General features: G+C 62.6%; 16 protein-coding genes. 8 read left to right on the top strand and 8 right to left on the bottom strand.

All coding sequences use genetic code 11. From position 1 onward, the window contains the following. Positions 1 to 46: 46 nt before the first annotated feature. Both ilvD and DCO45_RS18685 read right to left on the bottom strand, forming a co-directional pair. Entirely contained in the window at positions 47 to 1,912 is a 1,866-nt protein-coding gene (gene ilvD, locus DCO45_RS18690; protein ID WP_116927242.1) for a dihydroxy-acid dehydratase, read from the bottom strand. A gap of 245 nt (positions 1,913 to 2,157) precedes the next feature. Further along, a complete protein-coding gene (locus tag DCO45_RS18685) occupies positions 2,158 to 2,400 on the bottom strand; it encodes a TIGR04438 family Trp-rich protein (protein ID WP_021027701.1) in 243 nt (80 codons plus the stop codon). Positions 2,401 to 2,546: 146 nt separating this feature from the next. Between DCO45_RS18685 and DCO45_RS18680 the strand changes: the two genes are divergently transcribed. Next, positions 2,547 to 2,852 carry a c-type cytochrome gene (locus DCO45_RS18680; protein WP_021027702.1) on the top strand — a complete coding sequence of 102 codons (306 nt, stop codon included), beginning with the start codon at positions 2,547 to 2,549 and terminating at the stop codon, positions 2,850 to 2,852. Between the two features lie 94 nt (positions 2,853 to 2,946). Here DCO45_RS18680 and DCO45_RS18675 read toward each other — a convergent pair whose 3' ends face one another. Both DCO45_RS18675 and acs read right to left on the bottom strand, forming a co-directional pair. Further along, positions 2,947 to 3,411 (bottom strand): LapA family protein, encoded by a 465-nt coding sequence (locus DCO45_RS18675; protein ID WP_116927241.1) that lies wholly within the window; start codon positions 3,409 to 3,411, stop codon positions 2,947 to 2,949. Between the two features lie 159 nt (positions 3,412 to 3,570). Further along, positions 3,571 to 5,571 (bottom strand): acetate--CoA ligase, encoded by a 2,001-nt coding sequence (acs, locus tag DCO45_RS18670; RefSeq protein WP_116927240.1) that lies wholly within the window; start codon positions 5,569 to 5,571, stop codon positions 3,571 to 3,573. Positions 5,572 to 5,893: 322 nt separating this feature from the next. Here acs and DCO45_RS18665 point away from each other — a divergent pair, with 322 nt between their 5' ends. The 6 genes from DCO45_RS18665 (at position 5,894) to DCO45_RS18640 (ending at position 12,789) form a co-directional block, all read left to right on the top strand. Beyond that, positions 5,894 to 6,496, top strand: coding sequence for a TIGR00645 family protein (locus tag DCO45_RS18665; RefSeq protein ID WP_027011086.1), 603 nt, complete (start codon positions 5,894 to 5,896; stop codon positions 6,494 to 6,496). 850 nt (positions 6,497 to 7,346) lie between these two features. Beyond that, the gene (gene proV, locus DCO45_RS18660; RefSeq protein ID WP_116927239.1) at positions 7,347 to 8,651 is read left to right on the top strand and encodes a glycine betaine/L-proline ABC transporter ATP-binding protein ProV; all 1,305 of its coding nucleotides are present in this window, start codon (positions 7,347 to 7,349) and stop codon (positions 8,649 to 8,651) included. Next, positions 8,648 to 9,937, top strand: coding sequence for a glycine betaine/L-proline ABC transporter permease ProW (gene proW / locus DCO45_RS18655; RefSeq protein WP_116927238.1), 1,290 nt, complete (start codon positions 8,648 to 8,650; stop codon positions 9,935 to 9,937). Before proV ends, proW begins: the two co-directional genes overlap by 4 nt. A gap of 124 nt (positions 9,938 to 10,061) precedes the next feature. Beyond that, positions 10,062 to 11,117: a glycine betaine/L-proline ABC transporter substrate-binding protein ProX gene (proX, locus tag DCO45_RS18650; protein ID WP_116927237.1), complete on the top strand. Its 1,056-nt coding sequence runs from the start codon at positions 10,062 to 10,064 to the stop codon at positions 11,115 to 11,117. 233 nt (positions 11,118 to 11,350) lie between these two features. Then, the gene (gene proX, locus DCO45_RS18645) at positions 11,351 to 12,364 is read left to right on the top strand and encodes a glycine betaine/L-proline ABC transporter substrate-binding protein ProX (protein ID WP_116927236.1); all 1,014 of its coding nucleotides are present in this window, start codon (positions 11,351 to 11,353) and stop codon (positions 12,362 to 12,364) included. Positions 12,365 to 12,468: 104 nt separating this feature from the next. Beyond that, positions 12,469 to 12,789 (top strand): YkgJ family cysteine cluster protein, encoded by a 321-nt coding sequence (locus DCO45_RS18640; protein ID WP_116927235.1) that lies wholly within the window; start codon positions 12,469 to 12,471, stop codon positions 12,787 to 12,789. Positions 12,790 to 12,828: 39 nt separating this feature from the next. Here the strand turns inward: DCO45_RS18640 and rtcA are convergent, their stop codons facing one another. From rtcA to DCO45_RS18620, 4 genes are all read right to left on the bottom strand, one after another. Further along, complete coding sequence (rtcA, locus tag DCO45_RS18635; RefSeq protein WP_116927234.1) at positions 12,829 to 13,899, bottom strand: RNA 3'-terminal phosphate cyclase; 1,071 nt, start codon at positions 13,897 to 13,899, stop codon at positions 12,829 to 12,831. Between the two features lie 51 nt (positions 13,900 to 13,950). Continuing rightward, positions 13,951 to 14,607 (bottom strand): zinc-ribbon domain containing protein, encoded by a 657-nt coding sequence (locus DCO45_RS18630; protein WP_116927233.1) that lies wholly within the window; start codon positions 14,605 to 14,607, stop codon positions 13,951 to 13,953. Positions 14,608 to 14,649: 42 nt separating this feature from the next. Then, positions 14,650 to 15,870: an RtcB family protein gene (locus DCO45_RS18625; RefSeq protein ID WP_116927232.1), complete on the bottom strand. Its 1,221-nt coding sequence runs from the start codon at positions 15,868 to 15,870 to the stop codon at positions 14,650 to 14,652. Positions 15,871 to 16,486: 616 nt separating this feature from the next. Continuing rightward, positions 16,487 to 18,064: a TROVE domain-containing protein gene (locus tag DCO45_RS18620; protein ID WP_116927231.1), complete on the bottom strand. Its 1,578-nt coding sequence runs from the start codon at positions 18,062 to 18,064 to the stop codon at positions 16,487 to 16,489. Between the two features lie 264 nt (positions 18,065 to 18,328). Here DCO45_RS18620 and rtcR point away from each other — a divergent pair, with 264 nt between their 5' ends. Then, positions 18,329 to 19,945 carry an RNA repair transcriptional activator RtcR gene (rtcR, locus tag DCO45_RS18615; protein WP_116927230.1) on the top strand — a complete coding sequence of 539 codons (1,617 nt, stop codon included), beginning with the start codon at positions 18,329 to 18,331 and terminating at the stop codon, positions 19,943 to 19,945. The last annotated feature ends 409 nt before the right edge of the window (positions 19,946 to 20,354 follow it).

Raw genomic sequence — 20,354 nt, 5'->3', positions numbered from 1 at the left:
CCCGGGCTTGCGCCTGGGGCGGTTCTTCATGGAAGGCGAAGCACGCTCAGTCCAGCAGCGAGATATCGCGCACTGCGCCCTTGTCGGCCGAGGTCACCAGCTTGGCATAGGCCTTCAAAGCGGTGGACACCTTGCGCGGACGGGGCTTGGCAGGCTTCCAGCCCAGCGCATCTTGCGCTTCGCGGCGCTTGGCAAATTCCTCGTCGCTCACCAGCGCATTGATCGTGCGGTTGGGGATGTCGATGAGGATACGGTCGCCGTTTTGCACCAGGCCAATCGCGCCGCCAGCCGCTGCCTCTGGCGAGCAGTGGCCAATCGACAGGCCCGAGGTACCGCCCGAGAAGCGGCCATCGGTCAGCAGTGCGCAGGACTTGCCCAGGCCCTTGGACTTGATATAGCTGGTCGGGTAGAGCATTTCCTGCATGCCGGGGCCGCCCTTGGGGCCTTCGTAGCGCACGATCACGACATCACCGGCCTTGACCTTGTCGCTCAGGATGTTTTCCACCGCCTCGTCCTGCGACTCGACCACATGGGCCGAGCCTTCGAACACCAGGATCGAGTCATCGACACCGGCGGTCTTGACCACGCAGCCATCCAGCGCGATATTGCCGCGCAGCACGGCCAGGCCGCCTTCTTTGGAGAAGGCATGGTCGTAGGAGCGGATGCAGCCTTCGGCGCGGTCCAGATCCAGGCTGGGCCAGCGCGTGCTTTGGCTGAAAGCCACCTGGGTGGGGATGCCGGCAGGACCCGCCATGTAGAAGGTGCGCACGGCCTCGTCTTCGGTACGCACGATGTCCCACTGGTCCAGCGCGTCCTTCATGGTCTTGGCATGCACGGTGGGCACATCGGTGTGCAGCTTGCCGGCGCGGTCGAGCTCACCCAGGATGGCCATGATGCCACCGGCACGGTGCACGTCTTCGATGTGGTACTTGTTGGTATTGGGCGCCACCTTGCACAGCTGCGGCACGGTGCGTGACATGCGGTCGATGTCGGTCATCGTGAAATCGATGTCCGCCTCTTGCGCAATCGCCAGCAGGTGCAGGATGGTGTTGGTCGAGCCACCCATAGCGATGTCCAAGGTCATCGCGTTCTCGAAGGCCTTGATGCCGACAGCGCGTGGCAGCAGGGTCGCTTCGTCTTGCTCGTAGTAGCGCTTGGCCAGCTCCACGATCAGGCGGCCTGCGCGCTTGAACAGTTGCTCGCGGTCCGAGTGGGTGGCCACCACAGTGCCATTGCCTGGCAGGGCCAGGCCCAGCGCTTCGGCCAGGCAGTTCATCGAGTTGGCGGTGAACATGCCCGAGCAGGAGCCGCAGGTCGGGCAGGCCGAGCGCTCGACTTCGGCCACATCGGCATCGCTCACATTGCTGTCAGCGGCCATCACCATCGCGTCGACCAGGTCGAGCTTCTTGATCTGGATGGTCTTGCTGCCGTCAGCCGCCGGCACGGCCAGGCGCACCTTGCCCGCTTCCATCGGGCCGCCCGAGACAAACACCACGGGGATATTGAGGCGCATCGCAGCCATCAGCATGCCGGGGGTGATCTTGTCGCAATTGGAGATGCAGACCATGGCATCGGCGCAGTGTGCGTTGACCATGTATTCGACCGAATCGGCAATCACTTCGCGGCTGGGCAGCGAGTACAGCATGCCGTCATGGCCCATCGCAATGCCGTCATCGACGGCAATGGTGTTGAACTCCTTGGCCACGCCGCCTGCCGCTTCGATCTCGCGGGCGACGAGCTGGCCCAGGTCCTTGAGGTGCACATGGCCTGGAACGAACTGGGTAAAGGAGTTCACCACCGCAATGATGGGCTTGGAGAAATCGTCGTCTTTCATGCCGGTGGCACGCCACAAGGAGCGGGCACCAGCCATGTTGCGACCGGCGGTAGAGGTTTTGGAACGGTATGCGGGCATCGTGGTGTACGAATCAGTAAACAATAAGAATGCGGCCTGTCTTGCATAGTGCGGGCCTGGATATACGCCAGGGCCAGCGGGCAAGTTGGCGAGAACCTCTTGAGTGCACGCCGATGTGAGCGATGATTATCGCGCAGCTGGGCAAATGACGGAGACACTCGGGTTCCAGCCAGTAACGGTCGTAGGGGCAGCGCGCGGGCAGAAAAAAACCGCCTGCTCGGCGGTTGGTGCCCCAGCAGCCGCTGTCAGCGGCGCCGGCGGGCCGATTGGCCCAGTGCTTCTTTGGATTTTTGCAGGCGGCGCTCTTTTTTCAGCACCTCCTGCTCCATCGCCTTGCGCTTGGTGTAACCCGACCAGTCGGCCCAGGCCCACCACAGCGCCGCCAGCCCAAAGGGCGCCAGCACAGCAGTCCAGGACCAGGCCGCAACCGGGCCTATCTCCAGGTACTTCAATAACAACAGAATGATCCCCAGGATCAGAAAATACATGGTCTCTCCATCCGCTTTGGCCCCTTGTATGTCGGTGGCGTAAAGCCCGTAAAGAATGCAAACTTGTGGAACATCCTGGCGCCCCCGCAGTCTTACGCAGCGAGCCATTAGAATTAATGTACCTCATGCGCTAAGGAGATAACACGATGAACCGTATTCTGATTGCCACGGCACTGGCCTTGTCGGCCAGCGCACCTGCGTGGGCTGATCAGGCATTGGCCCAATCCAAGAACTGCATGGCTTGCCATTCGGTCGACAAGAAAGTGGTGGGCCCCGCATTCAAAGATATTGGCGCCAAGTTTGCAGGCCAGCCCGGCGCATCCAACATGCTGGCCCAGAAGATCATCAAGGGCAGCGCCGGCGTCTGGGGCCCCGTGCCCATGCCCGCCAACACCCAGGTCAGCGAAGCCGATGCCAAGAAGCTGGCCGACTGGGTACTGACCCTCAAGTAAAGAGCGCCTCGCATGCAGGTCGGGCCTGCTGGCCCACTCCGATAAAAAAACCACCTCGCGAGGTGGTTTTTTGCTGGCTGCGCAAGTGCGTCCTTTAGAACGTATTGCGCGGCGGCTCGACATGGCGCATGCGGTCTTCAATCTGGCCCAGGTAAGCGGCATTGCTGTTGTCCGACTCCTGGGCACGGGCCACCAGGTGGGCTTCCAGCTCTGCCAGGCGGGCCAGCAGTGCCGACTGGCCGGCAGCATGCTGGCTCTCCAGCACCTGGCGCAGCTCGGTAAAGCGTGATGCCTCGGCCTTGTCTGCCAGCTCGCGTTGGGCCGTCATCTCCTTGTTGTGGCGGCGCGCCTCCAGCATGACCGATCCCTGCAAGGACAGCACATAGGCAACGAAGATCACGCACAGCAGCACCGTCAGCGCCAGCATCAGCACTCCCAGCGGGGCGTGGATGGTCGTGAGGCCCAGGTTGACTTCCGATGGGGTGGACAGCACCTGCCAGTTGAGGGCCGCCAGGCCGCCGATGAGCACGGCGATGATGAGAAGAAGAATGCTGCGCATAGTGGATTTTGATGGCAAGAGTGGAATGCATAGACCATAGCACGGTCTATGCACCAGCGCTTGTCAGCCAATGCTGGCAATTTCTTACCAGTTCTTCAGCTTTAACAACAGCTTGGCGCACTGGAAGGATCCAGCGCGCCATTTGTTGACATTTACCGATCAGTGGGTATCGGACAACTGGTCGAGGATCGCCGGGTTCTCCAAGGTGGAGGTGTCCTGCGTGATCGCCTCGCCTTTGGCGATCGAGCGCAACAGGCGGCGCATGATCTTGCCCGAGCGGGTCTTGGGCAGGTTGTCGCCAAAGCGGATGTCCTTGGGCTTGGCAATCGGGCCGATCTCCTTGGCCACCCAGTCGCGCAGCTCCTTGGCAATCTGCTTGGCTTCGTCGCCGGTGGGGCGCGAGCGCTTGAGCACCACAAAGGCGCAGATCGCCTCGCCCGTCATGTCATCGGGCCGGCCCACCACGGCCGCCTCGGCCACCAGGTCGGTCTTGGACACCAGGGCCGACTCGATCTCCATCGTGCCCATGCGGTGGCCCGAGACGTTGAGCACATCGTCAATACGGCCGGTGATGCGGAAGTACCCGGTCTTGGCATCGCGCACCGCGCCGTCGCCGGCCAGGTAGATGCTGCCGCCCATCTCTTCGGGGAAATAGGCTTTCTTGAAGCGCTCGGGGTCGTTCCAGATCGTGCGGATCATCGACGGCCAGGGCTTGCTGATCACGAGGATACCGCCGGTGCCGTTGGGCAGCTCCTTGCCGGTCTCGTCGACGATCTGGGCCATGATGCCCGGCAGCGGCAAGGTGCAGGAGCCCGGCACCAGCGGCGTCGCGCCCGGCAGCGGCGTGATCACATGGCCGCCGTTTTCCGTCTGCCAGAAGGTATCGACAATCGGGCAGCGCTCGCCACCGATATTGCGGTAGTACCACATCCAGGCTTCGGGGTTGATGGGCTCGCCCACCGATCCCAGAATGCGCAGGCTGCTGAGGTTCCAGTTGCGCGGGTGCACCTTGTCGTCCGAGTCAGCAGCCTTGATCAGCGAGCGGATCGCCGTGGGCGCGGTGTAGAAGATGGAGACGCCATGGCGCTCGATCATCTGCCAGAAGCGCCCGGCATCGGGGAAGGTCGGCACGCCCTCGAACACCACCTGGGTCGCGCCAGCGGCCAGCGGGCCGTAGGCAATATAGGTGTGACCGGTGATCCAGCCGATATCGGCCGTGCACCAGAACACATCGCTGGGCTTTAGATCAAAGGTCCACTCCATCGTCATCTTGGCCCAAAGGATGTAGCCGCCGCTGGCGTGCTGTACGCCCTTCGGCTTGCCGGTGGAGCCGCTGGTGTACAGAATGAAGAGCGGATGCTCGGCATGGACGGCCACTGGTGCACATTCCTTGCTTTGGCCGGCCAGCGCCTCACCAAAGCTCACATCCCGGCCGTCCACCTTGTTCCAGGCTGTCTGGGTGCGTTCAAACACCAGCACTTTCTTGACGGTGTCGCAGCCCCCCATGGCCAGTGCGTCGTCGACAATCGCCTTGAGCGGCAGCTCCTTGCCGCCGCGCATCTGGTAGTTGGCGGTGATGATCAGCACCGCGCCGGCGTCGATGACGCGCTCATTGACCGCCTTGGCCGAGAAGCCGCCAAACACCACCGAGTGGGTCGCACCAATGCGCGCGCAGGCCTGCATCGCCACAATGCCCTCGACGGTCATCGGCATATAGATGAGGACCCGGTCGCCCTTTTGCACGCCCTGGGCCTTGAGCGCATTGGCAAAGGCACTGACCTTGTCCAGCAGCTCGCCGTAAGTGATCTTGGTCACCTGGCCATCATCAGCTTCAAAGATGATCGCTGTCTTGCTCTCCACCGGCGTGCCGATGTGCTTGTCCAGGCAGTTGGCGCTGACATTGAGCTCGCCATCCTGGAACCATTTGAAGAATGGCGGCGTGCTCTGGTCCAGCACTTCGGTGAAGGGCTTGGTCCACTGCACATGCTCGCGGGCACGTTGGGCCCAAAAGCCTTCAAAGTCGGACTCGGCCTCGGCGCACAGCGCCTCATAGGCCTCCATGCTGCCGACGCGGGCCGTGGCAGACAGGCTGGCGGGTGGGGGAAATACGCGGTTTTCGACCAGAACGGATTCAATGGTTCCTTGGGTTGGGGCTGTCATGGGTGGGTCTCCTTTGCAAACATTGTAGGTATGAAAATCGCTGCTACTGTGGACCGGCGCACTTACAGGCATCTGACAAGGCTCCACTGCCTGCCACCGCTTGCGATAGACAAAACCAACCACCCGATCCAGGCGAGGAATTTTCCCAATCGCCACACTGCAGACGCAGGGCGCTGGCTACAATGCGCGACGCTCTTTTTAGCGGCATTTCCGCACGCGCTGAGCCAGCATCCGGACAGGCTGGCACGGACCTCAGCGATGGACGGCCGAACCACAGATTCCAAACCTGCTGCAGAGCGCTCTCTCCACTACCCCCTCCACCATGTCTCTCCCTCAAAACGCTCCTTTGCGCCCCTTGCCGGCGCTGATTTTTGCCAGCCGCTGGCTGCAACTGCCGCTCTACCTGGGCCTGATCGTTGCCCAGCTGGTGTATGTCTGGCATTTCCTGGTCGAGCTGCTGCACCTGGTTGAAGCGGCCTTTGGCAGCGATACTGCGCTGCGCATCCTCGTCACCTCGGTGGGCTATTCGCCCGATGTCCAGATCACCGCGCTCAACGAGACCATCATCATGCTGGTGGTGCTCGGCCTCATCGATGTGGTGATGATCTCCAACCTGCTGATCATGGTGATCGTCGGCGGCTACGAGACCTTTGTCAGCCGCATGCACCTCAACCGCCACCCGGACCAGCCCGAATGGCTGGGCCATGTGAACGCCTCGGTGCTCAAGGTCAAGCTGGGCCTGTCGATCATCGGCATCAGCTCCATTCACCTGCTCAAGACCTTTATCAATGCACCCAATTACAGCGAGAAGGTGCTGATGTGGCAGACCATCATCCATGTGGTGTTCCTGCTGTCTGCGCTGGCCATCGCCTGGACCGACCGCATCCTGCACCCAGCAGGCCCTGCACACAAGGACAGTCACTGATCCATCAGCCGCTTCGCGCCCCCTCCAGCCCCGCCCCCGTGCGGGGCTTTTTCATGGGCGCTTTGGCGATCCGTATTGGCGAGAAATTCCTACAAGGCAACCTTTGGTTTTCAGATATCAGCAGTCATTTACCCTTAAAAGACAGCATCCATAGCACAAGCAACGCGATCGGTGCGCAATTGCTAAAATTGGGGTCTTTTCGGCAATGGCTCCGCATAAAATTGAAACTATATGTTTCATGTTCATGCAAAGTCCTGACCGCTTGATCCGACCATATTTGGTTTTTTATTGCTATTAAAAAAGTAGCAATCCAGAAATCAGATGCTGCAAATGGCCGTGTAGAACGCCAAATTCGCCCGGATGAAACCCGCTTTTTTTGACTTCTATATTTCCAATACGTATACTTAAAGGATGTTTTACAACCTGCAACGCAGGTAATCCGTGCCTTTCTGACAGGTGCGGATCGTCTCCGTCGGGTCTTTGGCGTCGCGCCAAAGTCCGTCAACAGGCCGGAATATTCCCGGCCCTGATGCCCCGGCGTGGTGGCCTTTTTACAGTGTCCGCCGCGCTCGCGTGATTGAAACCATCGGGTTTCAATGCGCACGAGAGACCCTGTACCCGGCTCGACCCTGGAGCCCATCGCTGCTGGCATGCACGCCCGGTACAGGCAGAAATTGTTGGTCACATTGCGTGGCCTGCCCACCCCACGAGGGCTTGCCATGGTTGTCGCTTCGACAGCCAGGCGCAGCTATCGGCATCAGGGTTGAGAGATTGACGGTCCCGTGCTGGACGACGCCCTTCATGGGCGTCTTCAGCGTTGTAGCCACTACAACTTAGGGAGGAGCCACACATGGCCAAACAAATCCGTATCGAGCACGTCTTCAAGGTGTTCGGAGATTCCCCAAAAGCCGCGCTCGAGCTGGTGCGCAAAGGCGCCACCAAACAAGAAGTCATGGAGAAGACCGGCAACTCCATCGGCGTGTTTGACGCCAACTTCACGATCGAAGCCGGTGAAATCTTTGTCGTGATGGGCCTGTCGGGCTCGGGCAAGTCCACGCTGGTGCGCATGCTCAACCGCCTGATCGAGCCCACCAGCGGCGCCATCGTCGTCGATGGCCAAGACATCAACCAACTGTCCGACAGCAAGCTGCGCGCACTGCGCCGCAAGGACATCTCGATGGTGTTCCAGTCCTTTGCACTGATGCCCCACCTCACCGTGGTGGAGAACACGGCGTTCGGCCTGGAGTTGGCCGGCGTGGCCCGCGAAGAGCGCCTCACCGCTGCCGAGCAAGCGCTCGAGCAGGTGGGCCTGGCCGGCTGGGGCGCGAGCTACCCCGATGAGCTCTCGGGCGGCATGCAGCAGCGCGTGGGCCTGGCCCGGGCGCTGGCATCGGACCCCTCGATCCTGCTGATGGACGAGGCCTTCTCGGCGCTCGACCCCATTATCCGCACGGAGATGCAGTCCGAGCTGATGCGCCTGCAGGAGATCAAGCGCCGCACCATCGTCTTCATCTCGCATGATCTGGACGAAGCGATGCGCATCGGCGACCGCATTGCCATCATGAAGGACGGCATGGTCCAGCAGGTCGGCACGCCCGACGATATTTTGCGCAACCCTGCCAACGACTACGTGCGCGCCTTTATCCAGGGCGTGGATGCCGCAGCCGTGTTCAAGGCCGCCGATATCGCGCGCCGCGCCATCACCGTCGTCAAGGAAAGCGACCAGCGCGGCGCCCGCGCCGCCATGCAGCTGCTGCAGGACGAAGACCGGGATTTCGCCTATGTCGTCTCGCCCCGCAAGCAGTACCTGGGCACTGTCTCGACCGAATCCCTGCGCAATGCCTTGAAAGGCCATGTCGGCCCGCTGGGTCTGCAGCATGCCTACCTGGACAAGGTCGAGCCCATTGCCGAAGACGCGCTGGTGGCCGATCTGTTTGGCCAGGTCGCGCAGGCACCCTGCCCGCTGCCGGTGCTGCGTGCCGATGGCCGCTTTGTCGGCGCCATCAGCAAGAACACCTTGCTGCGCTTCCTGGACCGCGACACGCCGCCCGTGCCGCCCACCGACCCTGCGGTGATCGCCATGCAAGCGGCCACCGAGGCCGCTGCCGCTGACGCCGCCAATACCGACAACAACGACAACAGGAGTGCCGCATGAGTACCGACAACACGCTGACCATCGCCCAGAACACTGCCGCTGCCGACCCTTGGGCCGATACCGCATCGACCAGCTCGAGCGCGGCCACCGCATGGACCTCCACCGACGCTACGGACGCGGCAGCAGCACCCGCCCAGGCCGCACCGGTGGACGACCCCTGGGTTGCCGTGGGCAATGTCTCGGGCAACACCGACTGGCTGGGCGGACCCGACGCCGTGGGCCAGACCGCGGATGCCGCCCAGGCCGCAGCGCAGCATGCGCAGGCCGCCCATGACAGCGGTTTCCACCTGAGCCAGCTCTGGGACGGCAGCCTGCCGGTGCAGGACTGGATCAACAGTGGCCTGACCTGGGTGGTGGCCAATTTCCGCCCCTTCTTCCAGACCGTGCGCGCGCCGATTGACGCCACGCTCACCGGTGTGGAGCATTTTCTGACCGCCATCCCGATGCTCGCGATGGTGGCGATCCTGGCGCTGATCGCCTGGCAATTTGCCGGCGGCGCCCTGGCCATTGGGGCCGTGGTGTCGCTGCTGATCATCGGCATGCTGGGCATCTGGCACGAAGCCATGGTCACCCTGTCGCTGGTGCTGACCTCGCTGGCCTTCTGCATCATCATCGGTCTGCCGCTGGGCATCTTGCTGGCCAGCAGCGACCGGGCGCAGAAGTTCTTCCGCCCGGTGCTGGACGCCATGCAGACCACCCCGGCCTTCGTCTACCTGGTGCCGGTGGTGATGCTGTTTGGCATTGGCAATGTGCCAGGCGTTGTGGTGACCATCGTGTTTGCACTGCCACCGCTGGTGCGCCTGACCAACCTGGGTATCCGCCAGGTCCGGCCTGACCTGATCGAAGCGAGCCGTGCCTATGGCGCCTCGCCACTGCAATTGCTGTGGAAGGTGCAGTTGCCGCTGTCCATGCCCTCGATCATGGCCGGTATCAACCAGTCGCTGATGCTGTCGCTGTCGATGGTGGTGATTGCCTCGATGATCGCCGTGGGCGGCCTGGGCCAGATGGTGCTGCGCGGTATCGGCCGCCTGGACATGGGCCTGGCCACTGTTGGCGGCCTGGGCATTGTGCTGCTGGCCATTTTGCTCGACCGCATCACCCAGGCCATGGGCCAGCCACGCCGCGGCGTGCGCCACTGGTGGCAGACCGGCCCGGCCGGCCTCATCGCCCGCGCCCTGCACAAGCCAGAAGCCAGCCCTGCGCCCAAGCCCCTGCCTCAGGCAGCGGCCCAAAAGCAGGCACAGGCAGCCACGCAGCCCGGCCAGGACGCCGTGCCTGCCGCCTAAGCCCAGGCGGGGCAGCCCACACCCGTTGGCCAAGGCTGCCCTGCTCCTCCCTCTTGGCCCCCCATTTGTGCATCGATCGGCGGCACGCAGCGCGTGCCCGCCGAACCCCAAACAAGGAGCATCCATGACATCCACCTCCCATTCCTGGCAGGCCTTCGCCGCCCCCACCCGCCTGGTCAAAAGCCTGCTGACCACCAGCTTGCTGGCCGCTGGCCTCGCCGCCGCCGGCCATGCGATGGCCCAGGACCTGCCCGGCAAGGGCATCAAGGTCCAGCCGCTGCAAAGCTCGATCGCCGAAGAAACCTTCCAGACCCTGTTGGTCAACAAGGCCATGCAAAAGCTCGGCTATGACGTGCAGCCCATCCGCGAAGTGGAGTACGCCACCGCCCACGTGGCGATCGGCAACGGCGACGCCACCTACATGGCCGACCACTGGGATCCGCTGCAGGCCGACTTCTACAAGAATGCCGGCGGCGCCGACAAGCTCTACCGCGAAGGCGAGTACTCGACCAGCGCCGTGCAAGGCTATCTGATCGACAAGAAGACCGCCGATGAGCACAAGATCACCAATATCGAGCAGCTCAAGGACCCCAAGCTTGCCAAGCTGTTTGACACCGATGGGGACGGCAAGGCCGACCTGACCGGCTGCACCCCCGGCTGGGGCTGCGAAGGCGCAATCGAGCATCAGCTGACTGCCTACAAGCTGCGCGATACCGTCACCCATGTGCAAGGCACCTATGCCGCGCTGATGGCCGACACCATCGCCCGCTACAAGTCCGGCAAGCCCATCCTCTACTACACCTGGACGCCATACTGGGTCAGCGCCGAGCTGCGCCCTGGCCGTGATGTTGTCTGGCTGCAAGTGCCGTTCACCGCACTGCCCGGCAACCAGGCCGATCTGAAGACCGCGCTGCCCAACGGCAAGAACTACGGCTTCCCGCTCAACACCCAGAAGATCGTCGCCAACAAGAAGTTCGCCGAAGCCAACCCAGCGGCCGCCAAGCTGTTTGCAATCATGAAGCTGCCGGTCGCGGACATCAACGCGCAGAACCTGGCGATGAAGGACGGCCAGAACAAGCCTGCCGATATCGAGCGCCATGCTGACGGCTGGATCAAGGCCCACCAGGCCGAGTTTGACGGCTGGATCAAGACGGCGCTGGACGCCGCCAAGGCGCAATAAGCCAGCTGGCAACACCAGCCCGGCAGGATCTTGCCGGGCCGGTGCCTTCCCTCAGGGCATGCCGCCATGCCCACCGCTGCAGCGCCAGCGCTGCCCCGCCCCAAGCCCCCCGCAAGCTGCACACAGACCACCCGGCACCACCGGCCGGCCCGGGCGCCGTCTTGCCCCAGGGCTGCCCATGTTCCCTCTCGGTGCACCTCTGGTGCATCGCGTATCCATCCAAGGAGAAGACCATGACTGATAAAAACCGCCTCAATCGCCCCATCCACCTGGCCTGCGCCGCCGCCATCTCCTTGATGGCCTGGGGGCCCTTCGCCCAGGCGCAAGACCTGCCCGGCAAGGGCAAGGATGTGCTGCCGCTGCTGGGCACCGTGGATGAAGAGATGTTCCAGACCCTGATCGTCTCGCGCGCGCTGGAAAAGCTGGGCTACACCGTCAAGGACCCCAAGGGGCTGGAGAACGGCACCGAGCACGTGGTGGTCGGCCAGGGCGATGCCACCTTTATGGCCAACCACTGGATTCCGCTGCACCAGGAGTTTTATGAGCGCAATGGCGGCGCCAAGGTCTTCTACCGTGAGGGCATGTTCTCGACCAATGCAGCCCAGGGCTACCTGATCGATAAGGCCACGGCCGAGAAGTACAAGATCACCGACATCATGCAGCTCAAGGACCCCAAGATCGCCAAGCTGTTTGACACCGATGGCGATGGCAAGGCCGATCTGACCGGCTGCAACCCCGGCTGGGGCTGCGAGCTGGCGATCAACAAGCACCTCAAGGGCCTGGGCCTGGAAGGCAGCGTGACCCACCGCCAGGGCAACTATGCGGCGCTGATTGCCGACACCATCGCCCGCTACCAATCGGGCAAGCCGGTGCTCTACTATGTCTGGACCCCCTACTGGGTCAACGGCGTGCTCAAGCCCGGCCAGGATGTCGTCTGGCTGCAGGTGCCCAATATCCCCAATGCCAAGGGCGATGACGACACCCGCCTGCCCAACGGCAAGAACTATGGCTTCAAAGTGAACAACCAGTACATCCTCGCGAACAAAAAATGGACCGACGCCAACCCGGCCGCCGCCAAGCTGTTTGCCACCATGCAGGTGCCCATTGAAGACATCACCGCCCAGAACCTGCTGATGCGCAACGGCGAAAACAAGACTGCCGATATCCAGCGCCATGTGGACAGCTGGATCAAGAACAACCAGGCCAAGTTTGATGGCTGGATCAAGCAAGCGCTGGCCGCCAAATAAGTTTGGCACTCGCCGTGCCCACCCGAGCCCGCTCACCCAGCGGGCTTTTTTGTGGCGTTCAGCGGCGCAAAACTACAATAGCCGCCAAACAACGCCCATGCCCCATGTCCCATCCCTGCCTCAGTTGCGGCGCCTGCTGCGCCAGCTTTCGCGTTGATTTTTCGGTCCATGAATGCGACAGCAACGGGGGGCGTGTGCCCTCGGGCCTGGCCGAAGAGATCAACGACACCACCAGCCGCATGCGCGGCACCGACTATGCCCGCCCGCGCTGCGCGGCCTTGACCGGCACCATCGGCCAGCAAGCCGCCTGCGGCATTTATGAATGGCGCCCCTCGCCCTGCCGGGAGTTTGCCGCCGGCAGCGAGGCCTGCAACAAGGCACGCCTGCGCCATGGCATGCCGGCGCTGGAAGGCGGGCTGTACTAGCCAGCCCCCCACCGCCCGATGCGTTGCGCTACAGCGGCGCTAGAGCGGAGCGATCCGCACCACGGGCGCACTGGCTGTTTCAATCGACATGCGCAGCGGCAGAAACTGCGCAATCACCGCCATATTGCTGTACAGGTGCGCGCTGGCCTCGCTGCAGCTAAAGGCAGCGGGCTGGCCGCTTTGCCACACGGCCAGCGCCTGCAGCAGCAAGAGCTGGTCGGCCAGGTAGGCACAAACGGCAGCATCGGGCTTTTTCTGGTAATCGCGCAGGTCCTGGCAGAGCTTGCGCGCCACCGCTTCGGACGAGACGCCATGCGCGCCCAGGCACCAGAACAGCTCGGTGACATGGTCATAGCGCAAGGTGGCCTGCAGCAGATTGCCCGGGCCTTCCTCCTGGTCCACCGGCAGCAGCTCCATCGCGCGCCGGTCCCAACCGGTCAGCCGCGCCAGCTCATCAAACTCGCGCATCGCAACGCCGCGCGGCACGGCCGCGCAGACCGCCTCCACCGACACATGCTGCAGCATGCCGCGCGCCAGCAGGTCAAAAGGCTGCAAACCCTGCGCTGCCGGGCTGATGCAGGCCAGCGCCTCGCCACCACCCGCCGGGTAAAAACCAAAGCGGCGCAGCCGCATATCCAGGCCTGCCCCAATGCGCGCCACCAAGGGCGCATAGGCGCGTTCAATGAAGTGGAAATTGGGCGCCAGCGGGTTGTGCGTGCCGCCCGCCAGCTGCACCGTGCTCGCGCCATCGGCCATCAGCAGCGCCGGCAGCACCGTCTGCAGCACCAGCATGGCGCTGCCCGCGCCCGAGATCGGGAAGCGGTAGTCCCCGGCCTTGAGCGTCACCGGCGCAAACTGCAGCTCCGTCACGCCCGCAGCGATGGGCGACAGCTGCGCATCGCTGATGGTCTGCGCGGCCTGCACACAGGCCAGGTGCTGGCGCATCAGCCCCGGCTTGGAGCGCCTGGCCCGGATGCTGTGCATCGCCAGCGGCCTTTGCGTGATGACCGACAGCGCCAGCGCCGTGCGCAGCATCTGGCCACCGCCCTCGCCTTGCGAGCCGTCGATCTCGACCAGGCCCTTTTCTATGGATTGGCTTGCGATTTGCATTGGAATCGTTTCCCTCTCTCTGTTTTCTTCTTCTGATTTACCTGCGCTGGCTCAGTGACCGGACAGCGCAGCGCCCATGGTCACGCGGGGATAGGCCACTACTCGGCAGACGCGATGCAAACCGGGACGCAGCTCTACCTGGCGCCGCAAGATGCGGTCGATACGCGGCGCCCAGCTGCGCTCCAGGCTCAGCGCCTCCAGCTGCGCATGCGCGGGCTTGTCACCAAACTGCACCCACCACCAGGCGAGGGCCTGCGCTGCCAGGCTGCGCAGATCCGGCGCCTTGGACTGCAAGGCGGCATACACACGGGCACGGGCAGACGCATCGGGGCGGGCACGCCATAGCGCACGCAAGGCTGCCATCTCGGCCGCATCGCAATGGCTTTGGCGCCAGGCGCGGTGCCGCGCACGGCAGTCCTTGCAGCGGCTGGCACTGGCATACAGGCTGCCTTGCACTTGCTCGTACCACCATTTCTGGTCCTGCGCGGTCCAGACACAGGCGGCGCCGCAATCACAGCAGCGGTAGCTGATATCGACGTAGTAACCGGGGAGCCAAAAAGGCGCGCCGTGGATCAGTTCAAGGCGCTGCACATCAGCAGCCAAGGCGCCATGCGGCATGGCTGGGCGTAACGCTGCTTCACGCTGCGCCTCCATGCGCGCCCAACGGCGCTGCTTGATCTCGTGTCGACGTTGCTTATTGCTCTTCATCACCCTTCTCCTCAGGGTTGCGGCCCCATGGCCGCCCCCTTTTTACCCCTTCACACACACCACCTGCTTGAGCGTGTACACCACCTCCACCAGGTCGCTTTGCGCCGCCATCACCGCGTCGATATCCTTGTAGGCCATGGGGATCTCGTCGATCACCTCGGCGTCCTTGCGGCATTCCACGCCTTCGGTGGCGCGCATCTGGTCCTCGACGGTGAACAGCTTCTTGGCCTTGGTCCGGCTCATCGTGCGACCGGCACCGTGGCTGCAGCTGTTGAAGCTCTCGGGGTTGCCTTTACCGCGCACGATAAAGCTCTTGGCCCCCATGCTTCCCGGGATGATGCCCAGCTCACCCTGGCGTGCGCTCACCGCGCCCTTGCGGGTCACAAACACCTCCTGGCCAAAGTGCGTCTCGCGTTGCACATAGTTGTGGTGGCAGTTCACCGCTTCCAGGTGCGTCTCGAACGGTTTGGTGATCACCTTCTTCAAGGCATGGATCACGCGAACCATCATCACCTCGCGGTTGGCACGCGCAAACTTCTGCGCCCAACCCACCGCTTTGACATAGTCGCCAAAGTAGGCGGCGCCTTCTTCAAAGTAGGCCAGGTCCTTATCGGGCAGGTTGCGCTGGTGCAGCTCGGCATCCTTCTTGGCCAGCTCGATGAAGTGGGTGCCAATGGCGTTCCCCACCCCGCGCGAGCCCGAATGCAGCATGATCCACACGGCTTGGTTCTCGTCCAGGCAGACTTCGATGAAGTGGTTACCGGACCCCAGGGTTCCCAGGTGCTTGTAGTTGTTGGTGTTCTTCATGCGCGGGTGCGCTTCGCAGATCTCGTCGAACTCCTTGACCAGGCCCGTCCAGGCGGCATCGGTTTCCTCAGGCGGCGTCTCCCAGCTTCCCTTGTCGCGGCCATAGCGCTTGGGCGTCATCCCCACCGGCACTGCCCGCTCGATCGCAGCGCGAATCGGCGCCAGGTTGTCGGGCAGATCGCTGGCCGTCAACGTGGTCTTGCAGGCCATCATTCCGCAACCCAGGTCCACCCCCACCGCCGCCGGGATGATGGCCTTGAGCGTAGGCACCACCGAGCCGATGGTGGCACCAATCCCCAAGTGGACATCAGGCATCACCGCCACGTGCTTGAACACCACCGGCAGGCGCGAGATATTGGCCAGCTGGTTCTGCGCTTCGGCCTCGACCGGCACGCCATTGGTCCACATCTTCACGGGCACGCCATTAGGCACTTGCATTTCGTTGTATTGCGACATCTCTTAGCTCTCTTCTTTATCTTCACACCGCTGTATGACAGCGATAACTTGGTAGGGGTGACACGGTGAGCACCTCTGGGCTGCGACCAGGGTTTGGTGAAACACTTCCGGAGCTCAGGCACTGAGCTACAGGTTCAAAGAACCTGGCGGGATTCCAACCCGCATCGCCGGATTCCAATGTAGTTCCACCGGCATTCGCAGCCAGCGATGCAAACCTTCCCAAAAACACTATCCCAACAAAAGCGCGACCAGGGTCGGCAAGACAACTGCCACACCGGTTTCCCGGCTGAGGATTCGAACCCCCGGCGTTCCGGATGTAGTCTTGCCAGCATTCGCGCAAACCAAAAATCTTGTACAGATGGGCCACCTGCAGCGACTAAAAAGGTGAAATATTTTTCGTGCTCTACCCATGAGCTACAACTTGCGTTGGCAGGACTCGAACCTGCTCCCTCGAGCGTTAAAGGCTGTAATTTCACCGGCATTCGCCGCAAGCCACCCAAACCTTTTAAACCTTATTCATTGTCGGTATCCACCGTTGGCGACCAGAAGGTGGTGTGACGCAACAGTTTTGGAATGTAGTCACACCGGCATTCGCCAACAGCAGATAAAACACAGCTTACTGGGCGGGCAGCACGATCTGCTCGATCTCGCCCACCCAATGTGCGGCACCCAGCTTGCCTTCGGCAAAACGGGCCACCACATCAAATACCGCATCGCTGAAACCACCGATATTCAAGATATCGGCACGCTCCTGCGCCTGCGTCGTCGCATACGGCTGGATGTCAATACACACCAGCTTGGCAGCGGGGTTGCGTTGCTTGATGCGCGCCCATTGCTGCATCGTCTCCGTCGCACCCGAGCGCTTGCCATCCACCCAGGACTCGTTGTCCGAGACCAGGATCACCAGGTCCACGGCCGCCTTTTCATCGGCCAGCAGCTTGAGCGGCGCACTGCAATTCGTACCGCCTCCGCCCACAGCCGCCAGGCGGCTGGCATTGGTCATCACCGAATCACGGCCGTTGAGCGACAGCGGCACCACCTTGCATTCAAAGGGAAGCACGCGCGCCTCGCGGTTCTTGCGCAGCACGGCAGCCGCCATCAGGCCAGCCACATCGATGCAGCGCACCGCGCTGGTGGCACCGGCCCGGTAACCCGTCACCGACGAGTGCATGGAACCAGAGACATCAGGGCAGACGGCGACCCGGCCCGCAAATTGCGGCACGTTGGCCGTTGCCAGCTCCATCGCATCCTGCAGCGCCTCTGCCACGGCAGCCGGCACCTGCTGGCCCGCAGCCTGGTAGGCCGCCAGCAGCTGGTAAGGCATGGCACGGGCCTTGGCCACGGCTGCCGCATCCTGCAGCTTGGCGGCCACGAGCTCAGCCATACCAGGCAGCTCGAACACACCATGGCGTGCCAAGGTGTTCAGGTTCTGCCGCATCATCTGCCACGAACCCTGGCTTGCAATCTGCGCCCATTGCTGCGCACCCAGGCCCAGCGCGGTCAGCATCTGGAACGGCACCTCCGGCACCTGCTCGGGCATCTGGCCCTGGGCCACGGCACGCTTGAAGCGCTCGAACGCCAAGGTGATGGGTGGCAGGCTGGCTTCGTCATACGACTTGCCAATCAGCCAGGCAAACCAAGCGGCGCGCCAGGCCTCCTGGGGCTTGGGGTGCACCATCTTGACCACATCGGCGAGCGAGGGCTGGTTACCGATGGCGGCGTTGAGCAACTGCTTTTCCGTCGCCGTCAGCAACCACTGCTGCACCAGCTTCTTGGGCCGGGTGCCGAGCGACTTGCGCCCCAGCACTCCGCTGCGCAGGATTTGCACAAAATTGCGCAGCATCTTGCCGTTGTCCACCACGCGGGGAAAGATCTGTGCCAGCAGCTCGACATCACGCACGGCCAGCACCGCCGCCAAGGTGGCAGGCATGTCCTTCATATAGCCACGCTCACGGGCATAGATGGCCGTCTTGGCAATAAAAGGCGCTTCGACCTTGGCCAGCACGTCCATCAGTTGCGAGAGCTGGTCCTGCGGGCTGGCATAAAAAGTCTGGCCCAGGCAACCGGTCAGCGCCATTTGCGCCAGCTGGTGCTGCGGGCCAAATGCATAGGCCGCCATACCCGATTGGTTGGTGGCATCCGCCGTTGCCAGCTGGGAGCCCTTGTAGGTTTGAAACAGTTGCAGGTTGACCATGGTGTTCTTCTTTCTTGTTCATTCAACGCCTCGGGAAAGCAGAGACCCTGCTCTGCTTTCCCCAACGCACGCCACGCGGCGCTTGTTAGGTTTATTGCCAAAAGCGTGCCAACTTTTATATCCAGCACTCGCACGAAATTAACTTATTGATTTAAATATAAATTTTCATACCACCACCAATTCCCACTTCACCATCGTCTCGCTATTTTTATCTTTTTATCTAATCTATTTAGAATATGGAATCGTCTTCAAGATCGCACTCGCATGAAACCCATCACCGTCATCGGCTTTCTCGGCACCCAGCTCGACAGTGGCCGCGGCGCAGGCCGCTGGAGCAAATGGCGCCCCTCGGTGGCCATCACGCAGCATGAGGACATGGTGGTGGCCCGCATGGAGCTGCTCTACACGTGCGCGCATGTGGACCTGGCGCGGCTGGTGCAAAAGGACATCGCCACCGTGAGCCCCGAGACCGAAGTCCATCTGGTGGAGCTGCCGATCCACGACCCCTGGGACTTTGAAGAGGTCTATGGCGCGCTCTACGACTGGACCAGCAGCTACCACTTCGACAGCGACCAGGCCCAGTACTGGCTCAACATCACCACGGGCACCCATGTGGCGCAGATCTGCCTGTTTTTGCTGGCCGAATCGCGCACGATCCCCGGCGTGATCCTGCAGGCCTCGCCGCCCAAGCGGCAGATCGATGGCGCGGCGGGCAACTATGCGCTGATCGACCTGGACCTGTCGCGCTACGACGCGCTGGCCACCCGCCATGCGCAGGCCCAGCAGGATGCGGTGGCCTTTCTCAAAAGCCACATCCCCACCCGCAACCCGCGTTTCAACCAGCTGATCGCCGAGATCGAGCAGGTGGCAGGCCGCTCGCAGGCGCCCATGCTGCTGGTGGGGCCTACGGGCGCGGGCAAGTCCTTCCTGGCGCGCCGCATGTACGAGCTGAAAAAGGCACGCCACCAGCTCAGCGGCGCCTTTGTCGAAGTGAACTGCGCCACCTTGCGCGGCGACAGCGCCGCCAGCACCTTGTTCGGCCACAAGAAAGGGGCGTTCACCGGCGCTGCCACCGAGCGCGCCGGCCTGCTGCGCACCGCAGACCAGGGCCTGCTGTTTCTCGACGAAATCGGCGAGCTGGGCGCTGACGAGCAGGCCATGCTGCTGATGGCGATCGAGGAAAAGCGCTTTTATCCCATGGGCTCGGACAAGGAGGTGAGCAGCGACTTCCAGCTGATCGCAGGCACCAACCGCGACCTGCGCCTGGAGGTGAGCGCCGGCCGCTTTCGCGAAGACCTGTTTGCCCGCATCAACCTCTGGACCTACAACCTGCCCGGCCTGGCCCAGCGCAGCGAAGACATCGAGCCCAACATCGACCACCTGCTGGTGCAGCATGCCCAGCAAACCCACCGCACCGAGCGCTTCAACGCCGAGGCGCGCAAACGCTACCTGCAGTTCGCCCAGAGCCCGCAAGCGCTGTGGAGCGGCAATTTTCGCGATCTGCACGCGAGCGTGACGCGGCTGGCCACCTTGTCGACCAGTGGTCGTATCACCGAGGATCAGGTGGAGGCGGAGATTAGGCGCTTGCAGTGGCTGTGGCAGCGGCCGGAGGCTGTGGCCTCGTCTGTCGATGGTTCTGCTGAAGTAGCGCTGGAGGCCTTGTTGCCTGGCGATGCCATCGAGGCCATGGATTTGTTTGACCGGATGCAGTTGGCGTCAGTGGTGCGGGTGTGTCGTTCATCTGGCAGTTTGTCAGAAGCGGGGAGGCAGTTGTTTCAGGCTTCGCGGGCGCAGCGGGCGGTGGTCAATGATGCGGATCGGTTGCGCAAGTATTTGCAGAAGTTTGGGTTGAGTTGGGATGTGGTTTGTGGTGCTCGTTGAGCTGGCTGCTCTGCTTTATTGATACTTTTTAGCGACTGCTGTTTGATTGAATTTTGCTGGCCGGATTTCGCCCGGCGGGCGAGGTACTTTTCTTGGCGACCCCGGATCGCCGGCCGAAGAAAAGTACCCAAAAGAAGGTCGCCCTGCTGACTGCGTCCCTTCGCTTCGCTACGGGCAACCTGTGGTGCTCGGGTATGGGCTGCACCGCGAAACTCACTACGCGCCAGAGGCGCTCCGTTCAAACAGACGCGGTGAGCCAGTTCACGATGCAGTTGCACTCTGCGGTGCAACTGCCCAGCCCATACCCTGTGCTCCTCGGCGCATTCAGAAGGGAAACTGAGCAGACGTGTGCCATCGCTGCGCTCGGCACCCAAACCCGGCCGAGCGCAGCGATGGCCTAATGGTATTT

This window comes from Comamonas sp. JNW, from assembly GCF_003105075.1.
In the GTDB taxonomy this organism is placed as follows: Bacteria; Pseudomonadota; Gammaproteobacteria; order Burkholderiales; family Burkholderiaceae_C; genus Comamonas; species Comamonas squillarum.
Note: the sequence above shows the minus strand (reverse complement) of the source record. Positions and strands in the feature narration are given on the sequence as shown.